16 protein-coding genes are annotated in these 17353 nt (G+C 42.0%); 7 read left to right on the forward strand and 9 right to left on the reverse strand.

What is annotated here, in order from left to right; genetic code table 11:
- Window positions 1–142 precede the first annotated feature (142 nt).
- The 3 genes from ilvB (at window position 143) to ACESPQ_RS00310 (ending at window position 3101) form a co-directional block, all read left to right on the forward strand.
- Window positions 143–1864: a biosynthetic-type acetolactate synthase large subunit gene (ilvB, locus tag ACESPQ_RS00300; RefSeq protein WP_109769910.1), complete on the forward strand. Its 1722-nt coding sequence runs from the start codon at window positions 143–145 to the stop codon at window positions 1862–1864.
- 34 nt (window positions 1865–1898) lie between these two features.
- Window positions 1899–2411, forward strand: a complete 513-nt coding sequence (gene ilvN / locus ACESPQ_RS00305; protein ID WP_002606390.1) for an acetolactate synthase small subunit — start codon at window positions 1899–1901, stop codon at window positions 2409–2411.
- A 300-nt stretch (window positions 2412–2711) separates the two neighbouring features.
- On the forward strand, window positions 2712–3101 hold the full coding sequence (locus ACESPQ_RS00310) for a hypothetical protein (RefSeq protein WP_008816314.1): 390 nt from the start codon (window positions 2712–2714) through the stop codon (window positions 3099–3101).
- A 322-nt stretch (window positions 3102–3423) separates the two neighbouring features.
- On the opposite strand, the gene ACESPQ_RS00315 is transcribed toward ACESPQ_RS00310, so the two are convergent.
- From ACESPQ_RS00315 to ACESPQ_RS00350, 8 genes are all read right to left on the reverse strand, one after another.
- The gene (locus ACESPQ_RS00315; RefSeq protein ID WP_109769908.1) at window positions 3424–4434 is read right to left on the reverse strand and encodes an SIS domain-containing protein; all 1011 of its coding nucleotides are present in this window, start codon (window positions 4432–4434) and stop codon (window positions 3424–3426) included.
- 34 nt (window positions 4435–4468) lie between these two features.
- A complete protein-coding gene (locus ACESPQ_RS00320) occupies window positions 4469–4900 on the reverse strand; it encodes a secondary thiamine-phosphate synthase enzyme YjbQ (RefSeq protein WP_002606385.1) in 432 nt (143 codons plus the stop codon).
- Window positions 4893–5762, reverse strand: coding sequence for an amidohydrolase family protein (locus ACESPQ_RS00325; RefSeq protein WP_257379087.1), 870 nt, complete (start codon window positions 5760–5762; stop codon window positions 4893–4895). The genes ACESPQ_RS00320 and ACESPQ_RS00325 overlap by 8 nt, the downstream gene beginning before the upstream one ends.
- A gap of 21 nt (window positions 5763–5783) precedes the next feature.
- Complete coding sequence (locus ACESPQ_RS00330) at window positions 5784–6611, reverse strand: PTS system mannose/fructose/sorbose family transporter subunit IID (RefSeq protein WP_373143745.1); 828 nt, start codon at window positions 6609–6611, stop codon at window positions 5784–5786.
- Window positions 6598–7359, reverse strand: coding sequence for a PTS mannose/fructose/sorbose/N-acetylgalactosamine transporter subunit IIC (locus ACESPQ_RS00335; RefSeq protein WP_002606382.1), 762 nt, complete (start codon window positions 7357–7359; stop codon window positions 6598–6600). The genes ACESPQ_RS00330 and ACESPQ_RS00335 overlap by 14 nt, the downstream gene beginning before the upstream one ends.
- Window positions 7356–7847, reverse strand: coding sequence for a PTS sugar transporter subunit IIB (locus tag ACESPQ_RS00340; RefSeq protein WP_373143746.1), 492 nt, complete (start codon window positions 7845–7847; stop codon window positions 7356–7358). Before ACESPQ_RS00340 ends, ACESPQ_RS00335 begins: the two co-directional genes overlap by 4 nt.
- A gap of 12 nt (window positions 7848–7859) precedes the next feature.
- Complete coding sequence (locus ACESPQ_RS00345) at window positions 7860–8279, reverse strand: PTS sugar transporter subunit IIA (protein WP_258291322.1); 420 nt, start codon at window positions 8277–8279, stop codon at window positions 7860–7862.
- A gap of 162 nt (window positions 8280–8441) precedes the next feature.
- Window positions 8442–11174 (reverse strand): sigma 54-interacting transcriptional regulator, encoded by a 2733-nt coding sequence (locus tag ACESPQ_RS00350; protein WP_373143747.1) that lies wholly within the window; start codon window positions 11172–11174, stop codon window positions 8442–8444.
- 97 nt (window positions 11175–11271) lie between these two features.
- Here ACESPQ_RS00350 and ACESPQ_RS00355 point away from each other — a divergent pair, with 97 nt between their 5' ends.
- Complete coding sequence (locus ACESPQ_RS00355) at window positions 11272–12504, forward strand: RNA polymerase sigma-54 factor (RefSeq protein ID WP_373143748.1); 1233 nt, start codon at window positions 11272–11274, stop codon at window positions 12502–12504.
- A 387-nt stretch (window positions 12505–12891) separates the two neighbouring features.
- Here the strand turns inward: ACESPQ_RS00355 and ACESPQ_RS00360 are convergent, their stop codons facing one another.
- Entirely contained in the window at window positions 12892–15507 is a 2616-nt protein-coding gene (locus ACESPQ_RS00360; protein WP_373143749.1) for a diguanylate cyclase, read from the reverse strand.
- A gap of 252 nt (window positions 15508–15759) precedes the next feature.
- On the opposite strand from ACESPQ_RS00360, the gene lepB reads away from it, so the two are divergent.
- The 3 genes from lepB to nrdD all read left to right on the forward strand — a co-directional run bounded on the left by lepB (window position 15760) and on the right by nrdD (window position 17159).
- Window positions 15760–16407, forward strand: coding sequence for a signal peptidase I (lepB, locus tag ACESPQ_RS00365; RefSeq protein ID WP_002606376.1), 648 nt, complete (start codon window positions 15760–15762; stop codon window positions 16405–16407).
- Entirely contained in the window at window positions 16404–16766 is a 363-nt protein-coding gene (locus ACESPQ_RS00370) for an SRPBCC family protein (protein ID WP_002606375.1), read from the forward strand. The genes lepB and ACESPQ_RS00370 overlap by 4 nt, the downstream gene beginning before the upstream one ends.
- Before the next feature lie 108 nt (window positions 16767–16874).
- Window positions 16875–17159 (forward strand): anaerobic ribonucleoside-triphosphate reductase, encoded by a 285-nt coding sequence (gene nrdD, locus ACESPQ_RS00375; protein WP_002606374.1) that lies wholly within the window; start codon window positions 16875–16877, stop codon window positions 17157–17159.
- The last annotated feature ends 194 nt before the right edge of the window (window positions 17160–17353 follow it).

Genomic DNA, 17353 nt, shown 5'->3' on the forward strand with positions numbered 1-17353 from the left:
GCATTTTTCATAGTTTTTTTTTGAATTTGCTGAATCCTACGGTTTTTGTCACAAAAATGTCTTAAACAAGCAGGTTTAAAGTGTTTTCATAGTGCCTGTATTGTGTTAAAGTAGTAATAAGATAGATTAGGGAGGTATGCATATGAAGAAAATCAGTGGCAATAAGTTGTTGGTAAAGGCACTTCAGGAAGAGGGTGTGGATACGCTGTTTGCTTATCCGGGCGCCTGTACCATTGACATCAGTGATGAATTATATAAGCAGAACAGTATAAAAATCATTCTTCCAAGGCAGGAAATCGCTCTTGTTCATGAAGCGGATGCCTATGCACGTTCTACAGGGAAAACAGGGGTATGTCTCGTTACCAGTGGCCCGGGTGCGACAAATCTTGTGACCGGTCTTGCGACTGCCTATTATGACAGTGTTCCACTAGTATGCTTTACCGGACAGGTTGCCCGAAATTTAATCGGAAATGATGCGTTTCAGGAGGTGGATATTGTGGGAATCACCCGCAGTATCACTAAATACGGTGTCACGGTTCGCAGAAGGGAAGACCTGGGACGTATTATCAAAGAAGCCTTTTATATAGCGGCAAGCGGAAGACCCGGTCCGGTGCTGATCGATCTTCCAAAGGATGTTATGGGAGAGCTGGGAGAAGCAGATTATCCGGATAAGGTGAATATTCGGGGATATAAGCCCAATACTGCAGTGCATATTGGTCAGCTGAAGCGTGCTATCAAAATGCTGGGAAAGGCAAAACGTCCATTGTTTCTTGCCGGGGGCGGTGTGAATATTGCCCATGCAAATGAGGACTTTACAAAGCTGGTTAATAAAACGAATATACCTGTCATAACAACAATTATGGGGAAGGGGGCAATTCCAAGCAATCACCCGCTGTATGTGGGGAATATCGGAATGCATGGTGCCTATGCCTGTAATATGGCCGTAAATGAGTGCGATCTGCTGTTTTCCATCGGTACAAGATTCAATGACCGGATCACGGGAAAGCTGCATTCCTTTGCGCCCAATGCCAAAATAGTGCATATTGATATTGATACTGCCGCGATCTCTAAAAATATACAGGTAGACATCCCGATTGTTGCGGATGCCAGAGAAGCAATCAATAAAATGCTGGAATATGTGCATGAATATAATACAAAAAAGTGGCTGGATGAAATCGATGCATGGAAAAGCGTGCATCCACTCATGATGAAAAAGAAGCCGTATCTGACCCCGCAGGACATCATCGAAACTATCAACCGGGTATTTGAGGAGCTGATCGTTGTCACCGATGTCGGACAGCATCAGATGTTTACAGCACAGTTTATCGAGCTGACTAACAAGAAGAAGCTGTTGATGTCCGGAGGTCTTGGTACGATGGGCTATGGTCTTCCGGGGGCAATCGGCGCAAAAATTGGAAATCCGGATACTCCTGTACTATCCATTTCGGGAGATGGCGGGATGCAGATGAACATCCAGGAAATCGCAACAGCTGTACTGGAGGAGCTTCCTATTATAAATTGTATTTTCAATAATAACAATCTGGGCATGGTTCGGCAGTGGCAGAAGCTGTTCTATGGAAAGCGCTATGCCATGACCTGCCTTCGTGCCGGAGCTGCCTGCCGCAATAAATGCGGGGAAGTATCCTGTCCAACGTATACTCCTGATTTCGTAAAGCTGGCGGAAAGCTATGGGGCAAAGGGGATCCGGGTAACGGAAAAGGAACAGATTGAGCCGGCACTTCGCGAGGCGATGAGCAGTAAGAAAACACCGGTAATCATTGAATTTATCATAAATCCGGAGGATCTTGTGTATCCGATGATACAGCCCAACGGCACCTTAAAGGATATGCTTATGGATTGTTAAACTGATGCTGAAACAGGAAGGAGAGAATGGATATATGAATGGTAACGGTATGAAAAAACGTTGGATATCGCTGTATGTGGAAAATCAGGTAGGTGTTTTGTCTAAGATTTCCGGATTATTTTCCGGGAAATCATATAATCTTGACAGCCTTACCGTAGGAACGACGGAGGATCCTACCATATCCAGAATGACGATTGCGACAGTCAGTGATGATGAAACCTTTGAACAGATCAAGAAACAGCTGAATCGACTAGTGGAAGTAATTAAGGTCATAGATTTTACGGATATCTTTGTCCGTATGAAGGAAATTTTATATGTGAAGGTACAGAACTGTACCCTGCAGGAAAAAACGGAGCTGTTTCAAATCGCACAGACCTTTAAGGCAAAGGTGATTGATTATGGAAGAGACAGCCTCCTTCTGGAATTTGTGCAAACCGCAACAAAGAATGATGCGGTCATTAAGCTGATGAAAGAGGAATTCAGAGACATCGAGGTAGTTAGAGGTGGAAGTGTGGGAATCGAGTCAATCAGCATGATGGAACGTTGAATACACATGGAACGCAAAAATGTATATAACTAAGAAATAGGGATCAGAACATCTGGTCCTTTTCTATTTATTTGGCTGTTCGCAAATACAATAAGCGGTATAACGATTCTGTACATGCATATATGGATATGTGGTATAATGAACAGGAAATGCGGGGGTATACATAATGGTAAAGCATATGTCATTTAGCTCACTGGAAGAAATTGATGTGAGACTCTATGATTTTAAAATTCTGTTCGCGTATCATTCAAATAAAATAGAAAATGTCATGACACAAGAGATATTTTCGAAAAGGGCTCTGTGAACGGTTATACCGGTGATCTGAGAACACTGTTTGAAATAGAAAATCAGGTGCATTGCTATAATTACTTGAAACTGCTTATCGTAGAGAAAAAAGCTCTGGATATAAACTTTATCAAGCGCATGCAGTATAAGCTTATGAAAGGTACATATGATGATATTCGTTACCATGATAAACAGGAACGTTCGGGTGAATTCAAAATACATGATTATGTAACCGGTAAAAATGAAATCGGCAGGTATCCTCATGAAGTCGAATCCGATGTGAAAGAGCTGTTATCAGAGCTTAATACATATCAGGGAACAGATTACTTTACAGCAGGAGTATATCTACATGCAATATTTGAACATATAATCCCTTTGCGGATGGCAGAGCAGGCAGGACATTGATGAATTATTATTTCATGATTCATGATATCGCCCCTGTTATCATTTACAATGAGGATAAACCGGCGTATTACCGTGCACTGGAGGCCTTTGATCACAAAGTGATTTGATTCCTTTAAAAAGCTTTATACAGGAAGAACAGGCAAAAACATGGTGTAAGAAAAAGGATTCAGGAAAAAAGCGGTTAAGGAAATTTCTGGAGTAAACTGTATATAAATAAGGAAGCAGACACCCCATATGAGAGCATGGGGATTGCATTGCTTCCTTTTATTGGATAATATGCCAGAGATTCTGCCTTTTGATAGAGGTTGAGCAGAGAATCAGATCAATATGCAAACTGGCGGTAATAGCGTCTTGTTGTCAGATCATGACCAGTCACACGTTCATAATGAACAGCCAGTCGCTCGTCAAGAATTGTTGTCACAATGGAGGTTGCTATGATATCCATAAATTCCTCATCGATATCCGGACAACTGTAATCTGCGACATCAATCACTTCTGCATGATCGCTTAATTTTTTAATCAGTCGTTCCACACGATTATCAATCGGTCTTGTTTCATCCACACCCTTTACAAGAAATACAGGAGTATCCTTTTCAATCACTTCAAGGGTACCATGAAAGAATTCAGCACTTTTAATGGATTTTGTACGAATCCATTGCATTTCTTCAAGAATGCACATCGCATGTAAATAAATTTCCGGTGCCAGAGAGCCGCCTCCAATCCAGTATTGAATACCGGAATTATAATAGGTTTCGGCAATTCTTGCGGCAGTTGGCTCGAACTGTTCTTTTACAGCTACAAGATTCTCAGGAAGCTTCTCCAGCTGGTCAGCCAACCGGTTATAGGCATCGAATTCACCATTGTTAAACAGCAGCCGGAATGCCAGCAGGTAATGCTGAATATACTCAAACTCTACAGCATCCTTTGCTTTTCCGATGATGGAATAGGTAGCCAGCTGATCAACCGGTGTATCCGGTTTTCCACAAAATGCAATGACGCGGATTCCTTTTTTATTACAAAATTCGATCGCTTCCATTGTTTCACTGGTAGTACCTGATTTACTGGAAGTGATAACAATGGAATCCTTTGTCAGCTGTTTATTATCTGTCAGGATAACCTCTGATGCAATTTCACAATATGTGGGAATCGCACTTTTTGAACGCAGCAGATACTGAATCGGCTGCATGACTGCCAGAGAGCCTCCGGAGGAAATGAAGAATATGTTTTTAAATCCCTGCTTGCTTACCTCATCAGCAACCCGTTCGATTTCTCCTCTTGTATCATATGTTAGTTTAGCGTCTGTGAAATATGCTTCTTTATCAAAATTGTACATGTGTTTACCTCTCTTTTCTTTCTGTTTTCGTATGTTAATTATCTCCCAGTATGGAAATCATTACATCCCGTATCTGTGGACCATCAAACTCCGCAAGATAAATTTCCTGAGCCTTTCCAAGCATGATGCTACCATTTACGATTGGAAAAACGGCATGATTCCCTGTGATCATTGCCTTTAAATGTCCGGTGGGATTCCCGGCCATAGCACCATAGCTTTGCAGGAATCGAGCATGATAGTAGTCGTCCTCTTCGGGAAATATCATACCGAGTCTCTTCAAAATATCAGCCTTTAGACATTCCAGATTTTCATTTACTGTAATTCCCGTTGTTGTGTGTTTGGTGATGATATAAACTATTCCCTGCTGTATGCCGCATTCAGATACCAGTTTTTTTATATCCTCTGCAATCGGAATAAGCTCATTGTACGCCTGTGTTTCATAGGTCAATTCTCTGTATTCAGTCATAGAAACCGCCTCCGTTTAAAAAGTCAAGTGCATTTTCTCTGAATATCATTTGCTTTGTTCTCTCACGCCAATCCATGTTGTAAATCGCTTCTATCATGCGTCTTTGTTCAAGACGTGGCTCATCGCTTCCAAACATGATCTGGTGACGAAGACTGCGGTCAATCCAATGTGCGCCAATGTCTATACAGAAGCTCTGATGATAAAATTCTTTGGGATTGTCAAAATAAAGCAGAGCTGTGTCGGTATATACATTTTTATATTTCAGCATCAGCATGCATACCTCACGTACCCATGGCCATGCAAAGCCGCTCAGGCAGATACGTAAATGTGGATACGCACAGGCGACTTCTTCAAATAACAGCGGATGTGCATATTTACTCAGTGTATTGGGACGTGCAGACATTCCGGCATGAAATATGATTGGCTTATTAAATTCCTCGCATACCTCGTACAAAGCCCCGCATAACTCTTCATTTGGATAAAACCGTTGCTGGGAAGGATGAAGAACCAGACCGGATAAATGCAAATTCAAAAAGGCATGGCGGACAACATCCACGGCATCACTTCGATGCGGATCTACACTGGCAAAGCCGATAAATAGATCAGAATCCTTTTGTACCAGTTGAGCAACCTGTTCATTGGTGCCCAGATAAGCATTATGTGTTGTTGTTAAATCGAGGGGAAGAAGGCAAAGCATTTCAATATCCGATACCTTACACATCGTTTTCATAAAGGAAACAGGCTGAGTATCTGTCTTGTATAAGCCTGTCAGCCTGCGACAGGTTTGCAGCTGCGTTTCGCTTTGATGCAGCTCGTCAATAAAAGCCGGAGAAACATGCATATCAATTATCAATCCTGCCACCTCACTTTCATCCATCTGTAACTAGCAGGCAAGAATGCCGAGCCACGCACAAAGGATACCAAAGAGTGCAGTACCGACAATCATGGCAATGACGTTCACTTTCTTTTTCAAAAGCCAGTAGTAAATCCCCATGACACCAAGGCTGAGCATACCCGGCATGATACCGTCCAGTATTTCCTGAATGCTGGCAGCAGCGTCACCGGAGCCAATCGAGACTGGCGTATTAACAGTAATCAATTCCTTTGTCATACCACCGATTACCATAACACCGACAATAGAGGCAGCCAGCATAAATTTATTCATTAACCCGGATTTCTGAATTTTTTCCAGATAATTAGCACCAAGCTCATACCCCTTCATGGCACCAATATAACGGACGGCATATGCAGGAATATTGAAAATCAGCAGAAACAAGATTGTACCGAGAATATTTCCCTGTGCAGCCAGAGAGGTACCGACGCCAATGGCAAGAATACGAATCGTACCAAAGAAAACAGAATCTCCGATACCGGCCAGCGGTCCCATCAATGCGACCTTCATAGTACTGATGGAGGCAGTATCAAAGCTGCCCTGTCTTGCATTCATTTCCTCCATGGAAATGATGATACCTGCAATAAAGGTACTGAAATACATGGATGTGTTAAAGAATTCAAGATGACGCTGTAAGGAATCATTGAACTTTTCCGGATCATTATCATAAATTTTACGAAGTGCCGGAATCATCATGAATTCAAAGCCCATATGCATCTGACGCTCATAGTGCCAGGAAAATTCCATAGGAAGCGATCTCCAGAACATCTTATGCAGGTCTTTTTTTGTAATCAAATCACTGGTATTAGAAGTCATCATCTTCACCTCCGTCCGCAGCTACTGCGGTTTCTGAGAAAAAATCAACCTTTAGGAATGCGGCAATCACACCCAGCAGAGCAATACCGAGAACCGGTACACCGACATAAGCAGACAACAGGAAGCCCAGGAAGAAGAACATAATGACTTTCTTATTCAATGTCATTTGAGCCAGCATGGCGAATCCCATGCCAGGAAGCAATCCCGTTGCTATGGTAAGGCCGTCTGTGATAACAGCCGGTATGGAATTTACGAGTGTTTCCACCTGACCGCTTCCGATCAGGAAACCAAAAACAACCAGCAATGCAAAGGTCAGACTCTGAACGATACCATCTCCGATATGGATCATTTCTATGGCACGGTAGTTTCCCTTCTCTGCATACTTATCTGCCCAGGTACCGGTTAAAGGGAAGATGGCAGACATAAACAGATTTTCAAATATACTAGCAAGCAATGCGATAGGGTAAGCAAGTGTAACTGCTACTTCCGCACCCTTTCCCGTCGTAATTGCAAAAGCGGTACCAAGCACACCGCCAACAACAACATTAGGCGGTACAAATGCACCGATGGATTGTGCACCGATAAACGCCAGCTCCAGTGTACTTCCTATGATGATTCCCTTTGTGACATCCCCCAGGACCAGACCGACAAGCGGTCCTAATACAATTGGGTTTTTCAATAAGCTGGTACCCAATGCATAATCACAATTACCGAAAAATGCAATAGCCCCCAATAATAGTGCCTGTATCATTTTTTACTTCCTCCTTCATGCAGTGCGCTGCGGGCATCAATGGACTTATCCACCGGAATCATTCGGATTTCCACTTCGACTCCGGCATCCAGTAATTCCTGAATCCTTTTTTCCTCCACCGGATTCACATTTACCGCTCTGGAAATGCTGCGTGTGCCTTCTCTGGCCTTTGTTCCTCCCAGATTTACCGCTTTTACAGCAGGACACTGCGTCGCAATCTGATAAGCATCTTCTATGGATTCTACAACAATAAACAGCTTATACTTGTCTGTAACACCGCTGTTTAATGCTTCGATGGCATCCGCAAGTGTTTTAATAACCAGCTTGACACCGCTTGGCTTGGCAAGCTTGATCGTCGTTTTGCGCATCGCATCATTCATGACATCATCATTTGCAATGAGAATGCAGTCAGCCCCCAGTGCTGTTGTCCAGGAAAATGCCACCTGGCCGTGTAATAATCTGTGATCCACTCGTAAACACTTAATCATACGCTACCTCCTTCAGAACTCCTCGTCCTTTTTTTCTACCAGATCATCTCTGGTCATAAGTGTTATTCCCTCTCTTGCATTTTCAAGCAGAATCTCACGATTTTCTGTTTCAATCGTATCGGGACAGGACAATAGCAGATCCAGAACCAGGTTCATATTGGTGCCGCTGAATACTTTAACGTTTTCATATGCACACAGCTGTGAACATACTGTATGAACACTTCCTCCTTTGATGTCACAGAGGAAGATGTATTCATGCTCCGGATGCTGCTTGATTTCCTGTTCGATTTGTTCCTTGAAATCCATAGGGCTTTGAGAAGGATAAAGACAGAATGTATGGATATCATCCGCAAGCTTTCCAACGATCAAGGAAATGGAATGCTTCAGTCCCTTCGCAAATTCTCCATGGGAAGCTATGGTTATTTTTCTCAAGCTGTTATCTCCTTTCTTTTTGTGCATACAGGAAATTCCCTGTATTACTTTTAATACTCATACATATCCAAGCAAGGATCATGCCACAGCGCTGTAACCGACATGATTTTCTTTTCAAGGTATGCATCTGTATACAAGCAAAAAGCGTGCCATAGGGCACGCTTAGGTATAATATTTTTTATAATTCAGATCATTTTTTACATAATCATGCACATAGCCGATTTCAGCAACGGGAATCTGCACACCGTAAAAGGCTTCTACTGCTGTGAAGGCTGTTTCTACCTGCTGTATGAATACAGTATGCTCTTTTTCAAAGGCAAGCATATCCGGATACAGTTCGATTCCCTTGTTCATGACAAGACGTTCGATCAGACAGCTCATGTGAACATACAGCCCGAAACAGGTGTTGTTGGCAAGTGAAATATTAAGGATTATCTGTAGCCGGTCTATAGCATCGGCAACATGCTCCAGCAATTTATTCGGATTCAATATGGTAAGACTGTTCATGATGTTGGAAAGCGAGAAATTCTTTAATATATTCTTCTTGAACAGAGTCAGCTGTTCCTTCGACATTGCATTCTCTATGCAATGATCAAATCCGTCAATCGTATCGTTGATAATTAAATCCTCAATCGGAATAAAATACAATTGGTCAATGTTTGGATTTAATGTCCCAATCACACAGAGTATATGATAACTATCAAACAGTGTGCAGTTCATTCCCTTTTCAACAAGCTCATTATAGTCATAAGCCAGTACACTGATTTCTGTGGACAGAGGCAAAGAATCTTCAATCGTTTGTTTTAGTTTTTCTGCAGTTCCCATACCGCTTGCACAGCTGCACAGGATGGCATGTTTTTTCTGTCGGTTTCGTTCGATGTGATAACTGGTAATATTACCGGAAACAACATCACGGAAGATATCCTCCATGCTTCGGCTTTGCAAAATGCCGCTTCCTATTTCAAGCGCTGCCCGTGTACTGATATTGTTTATGATTCCAATATTGACATTGTTTAGGTGAAGTCCTTTATATATTTCCTCCAGACTTCCCATGTCCACAAGAAGAAACAGCTCTTCAGTTTCCCCCAGCTTTTTCAGATAGGTATTCATCTGTTCCAATATGGAGCTCATGTCAACATTCAAAGGCATGTCGATCGCATCAAAAACGTAGCTTCCCAAAGACTTATTTACCGCATCGGAAATACTGCTTGCGGTGGAAAAGCCGTGGGCGAGGATCACACCGCATCGCTTTTGGTCGTCCTCCTCTGCGAACAGACTTTTAAAATAGAGAATGAAGATAATCGTTGCCATTGGCATGATATCGATATCCAGATAAGAGTTTAGATATTTTCCAATTTCTGAAGCGATGCTGTATTCTCTGGGAAAACGGGTTTTCAGACAATTCAGAAACAGCTCCGTCTTACCTTTATGTTTAGCTGACCAGTTTCGAAAGCTGTGGTAATCCTTTGTATAGGCATTGAGGTAGCTACATACAGACAATACATCGTTATTACTGATGGTGAGCTTATACTGACCGCTGACGATTCCGAAGATATGCTGAATACCGCTTTGGTAGAAATCCTTTTCCTGCTTCAGTGCTTCTGTAAGAAGTACAGTGTCAAAATATTTCCACACAGCCTGCCTGCATCTTCTGATATAGCTTTCTTCATCCGCTGTATGGTTTTCAAATGCCTGAAAATGCTTTAGAAGCTCTTCATTAAGCCGTATGATTTCCTTATCCGTATGAATGAAATTCTGCAGATCATGCAGATTGATGAATTCGGTTGTTGTTGTATAAACGGAGCTTTTTTCCGTTATGCCGTTCAGTATCTGTTCCGACATACTGCTGAGCTGAATGCGCATTTCCTGATTGTCATCATCTTGAAAAAGGGAATTGATGCAACAGGATTGCACACAGCTTTTTAAGCCTCCAATATTACCGGTAAAATCATGGGAAAGCAGGATATTATATACCTTGGTGCTGATGTGAATCGTTTTGCGAAGGCGCTGTTCTTCTTCCTTGAACATAGCATATAGAAGCTGTACCTTCTCCTGTACACCGCGCTGCTTCAATGTGGGAACGGTAATCGTCATAGGGATTCTGCGCTGCAGTGTTTTTAATAAGACCTCTTCCGGAGGCTCTGTTGTTGCAAGTATAAGACGTACCTTTGACGTATACCAGGTTTCATTATCTCCTACCTTGTGATAGATGGAACGATCCATAAACTGAAACAGCTTCTCCTGACATTCTGCTTTTAAATTGTGAACCTCGTCAAGAAACAATACGCCGCCATTTGCCAGCTCGATGAGTCCGGCCTTGTTCTGGTCAGCGCCGGTAAAGGCTCCTTTCACATAGCCAAACAGATTTGCAGTCAGCAGTTCGGGATTGTTCGCATATTCACTGCAATTCACTGCCATGAATTTTCCATGCTCCGAAAGGAGTCCGTTATTTCCCGCATATTCGTATGCCAGACGGGCAATCAGACTTTTACCGGTTCCTGTGGGGCCGTAGAGCATAAGAGGAAGCCCATCAGGTGGATACGCAATGGTAGCTCTGCATTGCTTGATCAGTTCAGACAGACTTCCATCGTGTCCTATGAGTTTTTCAAAATCCTGCGGCTCATTTCTGCATTGGGATATTAGAAATTCGACAGATTTATAGCTGTTGTTTGGAATTTGCATACCGTATTCCTGCTCCATAAATTCTCTGTCTATGAAAAACGATGGACGTGCTCCAATTTTTATTACTTTCTTTTGTGTTGTTAATGCATGAAGCAAGGATGCAGTTTCATTTCGACTTATATGAATCTGTTCACTGATGATAATGGCTGTATTGGCTTCAAACATCTGCTGCTCACAGTTTCTACGGATTATTGCTAGTATTTTATCTCTCATGCCATCACCCCTTTGATAGAATAGTAATTTCAAAAAAAATAAATGTCAAGATTAAAATTTACATCCACTCTGTGGCACAATTCTTGCTAGAATATTGGTGAGAGGAGGGATTGCTCTGGAACCAAAATTTATTTATACACAAAAGCTTTCACAGACACTTCAGCTTTCGCAGTCGATGAAGAATTCACTCGATATACTTAAAATGAGTCAGCAGGATTTGCTGGACTATATAAAAACATTAACGGAGAATAACCCTGTAATTGAATATACGCCATCGACTGATATGCACCTTCTGCTGCAGGATAGCATTGCTGCAGGAAAAACATTGAAAGAGGATTTGTATCTGCAGTTGCACACAACAAAACAGGATGCTGATGAGGATATTTGTAATTTTTTGATTGAATCACTGGATGAGCATGGATTTCTTAACGGTTCAGCTGCAGAATATGCGGAAATACTTGGTAAAACACCTGTTAGTATTCAAAAAAATATCCAAATTCTTCAAATGTTCGAACCTGCCGGTGTTGCCGCAAGGGATAGTATAGACAGCATCCGTCTGCAGTTGTTAAGAAACAAGAAATATACTGCTGAGAAAATATTCACTCAGTATGTAGAAGAGCTTATCCGTAAGGACTATAAAGCGATAGCAAAGGACTGTGGGCTGTCAATGGAAGCTGTAACACAGTGTCTGCTAGAAATACAAGGCTGCCAGCCGTATCCCTGCAGCTCCTATGCTGGAGAAAACAATGCAATCCTTCTGCCTGATTTTGAAATTCAGACACTGGGCGATGAAATAGAAATAATACCAAAGCAATTGGGACACTTTCAGATTCAGGATGAATTACAGGCTGTAAAGAACGATAAGGAGCTCCGTGCGTATTTTGATGAGGCTTATTATTTTATCGATCATTTAAGTAAACGTAATAAAACACTCTTAATCATGGTAAATGCGCTGATTCATATACAGAGAAACCATTTTCTCTATATGGATGAACTACAGCCGTGCACACTGCTGGATATCGCCAATAAGACAGGATTTCATGAATCCACCGTATCCAGAACATTGTCAAATACATATTATCTTTTTCATAATGAAATTTATGCAGTAAAGGATCTTTTTGTTTCTGCAACTAGGGATGGAAGCAGCAAGGATTCAATTCTTAAGGCAATTCAGAAATTTGTGGAGCAGGAGGATAAAGAAAATCCTTATCGTGATCAGGATCTGGTGGAGCTGCTGGAAGAAATCGATTTGTATGTGTCCAGAAGGGCGATTGCAAAATATCGTTCCATTCTGCACATCCCAGGATCAAAAGAGCGGAAAGTAAGGTGAAGCTTATTACCTGATTACAAGGGGATCATCCTATCGTATTGTCTGTATAGGCTGTTGTAAAACAGTAGCAGCAAATAGAAAGCTTATACAATAATGCAGGATTCAATACATGTTTCATCCGTTAATATAACATCCTTCCATTATTTTCGTGAAATGCAATATCTTTATAGCGGATACTTTATGTATCAGAATTTCCTAAATGTCAAAGCTCCTGGTTTATTCTATAGAAAAAGAGTCTATTCTTCTACGACTCTTTCTTACTTTAGGGTTTGAAAAAGGGAGAATTCAACTTCTATTGCTACATACAATCGTATTGAAGTCTCCCTGTTTTAAGTTTACTCATATTCGGAAACAACTTCTTCTAACGAATAAACTCTTTCATAGCTGTCATTTCTTATACCTTGTAACATCGACACCTGATAATAGAACATATTTCTGATGATCATACCATTCCACATAGGCTGCTGTCGTTTGAATATCCGCATTCAGCTTCGCATTATGTATGTCTGTGGAGGCAGAGGGAACTGTCTTTGAAAGCTGACGTATCGGGCAATCCTTACACGGTGTATCTTCCTCTCTGAAGACCTTATGACAAATTTCACCAGTCTTCAATTTCGGAAAGATTTCCATAAGACTCTGGTTAAAGTAAATCAGCTGATAGCTGTGCGGATCAATGACATATATGGAATTTCCAAGGTTGTTCAAAAGTGAAATCAACGTGTCGGTATACTTTTTCTGCTGCTCACGCTGCTGCTGATCTTTGAGGAAGGTGACGATTACCTCAAAAATTGTCCGAATATCCGTGCGCTGATCACGACTGAAGCTGTGCGTATGCCTGGTATTGGCAAGACCGATGAGGATATCGTGTTGATTGGAAACCGGCACACTCATGTGAACCAGCGCAAAAATAGCTAGCTTGTTCAGAATTTCCTTTGGAAATCTATCAAAACAGTCCTTCCCGCAATTTTCCAGAAACAGTATACGGTCATTGTCAGAATGAATGGTTTCCAGAAATTCCAATGCTGCTTTCTGCTCATCCAGCTGCAGCAATTCATACAGGCTCTTATCCTCTTCACTCCAGGAAAGCAGCGGCTGTATGCATTGGGTTTCCCTGTTGAAATCCATAACATAAAAATACTGCATGTCGTAATGGTGGGCGATAAGCTCCAGTACCGTCCGCATGGTTTGCGGATCCGTCTTCTCCCGACGATAGAGAATGCGGAAAATATACTCGCCGATATTTTCCTCAAAAGGCTTATTCAGCTGCATGTCCCCGATATTGTCGGAATCCGGCTTTTCCATGATTTGCTGACAGCGCTCCATCGTATCCTGATAAACCGTCCATCCGTTTTTTCCGTTCCGCTTACAATGATACATGGCAATATCCGCCTTATCATAAAGCTCTGTAAAGGTGGTACCGTGCCGTGGATAAAATGAAATCCCCATGGAGACACTTGTTTTTACCATGTGACTTCCCGAGGTATAGGTATTCACAAGTGCTGTTTGCAGGCGTTCAGCTGCATGCATGAGAACCTCCTCGCTTTGTAAACGGGGAAAGAATGCAACGAACTCATCACCGCCCAGCCGTCCTATCAGCGTGTCACTTCGACAGAGCTTCTGAATTTTCTTCGCTGTTTCAGATAATACAGCATCGCCGTATAAATGACCGAAGGTATCGTTGACCTCCTTGAAATTATCAATATCCAGTGATGCGCATGCGCTGATCGCTTCGGGATTCTGCCGCAGCAGCTCCTCGATATGTGTAATAATTCCTTTACGATTATAGGCGCCTGTCAGTGCATCGATGTGCACTTCTTTTTGAAGCTTTTCTTCCTTTTCTTTTTGTGCCTGAATATCTTTCAGGAAAACACGTGCGAAAATATCCGCACTGCTATCTTTTTTCAAAAGCTGAATGGATGCATTGATCCAGTGGTAACAGCCTTTTCGCTTCAGCCTGTATTCCACATTGCATGTATGTATGCCACGCATATACGCCAGATGCAGTGCCCTGCAATTCATTTTTTCGTAGACCTTTTTCTGAAAGTCCGGATGAATTTTCGGTAAAGCTGCCTGTAGAATTTCATCATACACGCCTTCCTCCGGCGGACTGCTCAATTTTTCCGCAGCTTCCTTATCTATCAGAATCATCCGGTTTTGTGTTACATTTATTTCGAAGACACTCAGGAATCCTGCATTCATGATTTCCTGCAGCTTCCGTTCATTTTGGTAGCTGCTTTCCAAGCGCTTCTGTTCACTGATATCCTTTGAAATACCGATTGCCTTAATGGCTCTTCCCGCTTCATCGAAAATGGTTGTACAGCGGATTTCCACCCATCGTTCCTCACCATTTCTGTTACGCATATGCAGCTGTCCGGAAACTTTTTTGTAGCCTTCCTTCAGCTTGCTGTACATGACTTCGATCTCCCTAATGGAATCCTCAAATAGAATGCCCTGCGCAATAAGAGCATCCGGCACGCCTTCAATAACCCCTTCATTGGGAAATATTTCAGAAAATTGTCCCCGGACATTATCTATACGCTGTATGGTATGCTCCTTGATATCGTATTCCCACAATGCGGTGCGGGCCTGCTGTAAAGCAATCTCATAGCGCTCCTGGCTGATTTTCAGCTGGCGCTGCACCTCCATCAGCTCCCGTACATCCGTGGATACATTGATATAACCGATGGGATTGCCCAACGCATCCCTGAGATAGGAAATATCGACACGATTTATAATATCTCCGGGACCGCTTTGGATGGCACCCTTTTCATTACGCAGGAAGCGTTGGATACAGCAATCTTTTGTATGACAGTAGGGTGTATGAAAATTACTGCAGGGTTGATTCAACAGCTTCTCATAAGGAGGGGGAACAATCGCTCTCGCCGCAACATTGATATAGCGTACGATTTTGTCCATATCTGTGACGATGACAGGGTTTGGAAGAGAATCGAGAATATAGCGGTATTTATCCAGACTCTCCCAGAACTGATTCTGATCAGGCATGGGCGCCGCCTCCTTTCCCAGCTTTTATAAATCCGTATACATGTTTCTATCTAACTTCATTATAGCGGATAAACAGGGGCAGTTCAAATGATTATCGGTTTTCTTTATGTATTTTGAAAAATGGAAATGTTCACCTTTGTGAAGCCGCCTGCAAAGGAAAGGCAAAAGGTTTTCTTAACAATTTAAAAAAAGAGTTTCGTTTTAAAAAAGCAGTGCTATAATTAAACCATGCCGTTAAGGAAGGAGAGTATCATGGATCAAAAAGAAAATAAGGAAGAACAGTTCCAGGCAGTCATCGATGGAACGGAAAACATAAAGCCAAAAAAGAAAAAGGAAGAAAAGAAAGGTTTAAAATATGAGCTGCTGGACTTGGTGAAAACCTTCGTCATCTGCTTTGTATGCATCTTTCTGTTAACCAATTTTGTTGTCAAGCCGGTGCGTGTGGATGGCAGAAGCATGGACCCTACGCTGGAGGATGGAGAAATCGGCCTCATGAATGTGTTCAGTGCAAAGTTTCAGGATATTGAACGCTTTGATGTAGTCGTAGTATACAATGAAGAAAAGAAGGAAAACTGGGTAAAGCGTGTCATCGGTCTGCCGGGTGATACGATTTATGCAAAGGATGATGTGGTCTATGTGAATGGCATGCCGATAGAGGAGCCTTATCTTGACAATGCTTATGCAAATCAGATTCGCAGGCATGGCAATAATTTTACAGAGGACTTTCCAAAGCGGACACTGAAGGATAATGAATATTTCCTGATGGGGGATAATCGTATCGTTTCTTATGATTCCCGTCGTGTCGGGCCATTCAAGCGGGAGGATATACGGGGAAAGGATGTCTATGTCCTGTTTCCGTTTAATAAAATAAAAATGGTACGCAATGGAGGAGCAGAATGAAAACTTCCGTATTTCGAACTGAGCTGCCATACAGCACAGAGTCTGTCTGGGCGGTTATGACAGATACAACGCAGTATGCATGGAGAAGTGACTTAAAATGTATAGAAACCGATAGTGATACGGTTTTTCGTGAAATCTATCCGAATGGTAATGAAACAGTATTTACAATAACAGAAAAAAAGCCGTTTACGCGATATGCTTTCCATATGGAAAACAAACGCTTCAGCGGTGAATGGACTGGTACTCTGGAGGAGCTTGCGCATGGAGGATGCCGTTTGATCCTGGAAGAGCGTATTGAGATACATAATCCGCTTATGCGCCTGGTGGCAGGCATGGCTTGGAATCTCAACAAGCTGTAGCAGACCTATGTGCAAGATCTAAAGAAAGAACTTGTCAGGCGTAATAATTGTAAGGAAGCATCTGCTTCGTTATAATGGTATCAGAAAATTATGAGGAGGAGCTTACATATGGAATATCAGATTATGGTTGATGGAATAGAAATTCAGTCAAATGAACAGGTGAATGAAAAGGAAGCCCGCGCGTATATCAGCTATATACGCAAGAATAATCCAAAGAAGGAGATATCATCCGTTGAGCTGAGCTTTGATGGTGAGGAAGTAGGATTGGGCTATCACCTGCAGCCGGAGGGCTTTGAAAAAATAAGACGCATTACCGGTTACCTGGTGGGGACAGTCGATCGCTTTAATAATGGAAAGCGCGCAGAGGAGCATGATCGCGTTAAGCATGCATAGGCAGCAGAGCGCTGCTTTTTTTTGTATGATATATTACATATAATAGAAATATCACGTAGTGGAAAAGTATAGTCTTAAAATATGTAAAATTAAGTTAATTTTAAGATTTAAAATGACAGTTTATGTGATTAGGTGTTATAATTATGCCGTAAGATTGCATATATTCATCTAGCCAATGAAATAAGGATATGTGA

This window comes from Clostridium sp. HGF2 (assembly GCF_964240115.1).
GTDB classification, from domain to species: Bacteria; Bacillota_I; Bacilli_A; order Erysipelotrichales; family Erysipelotrichaceae; genus Clostridium_AQ; species Clostridium_AQ innocuum.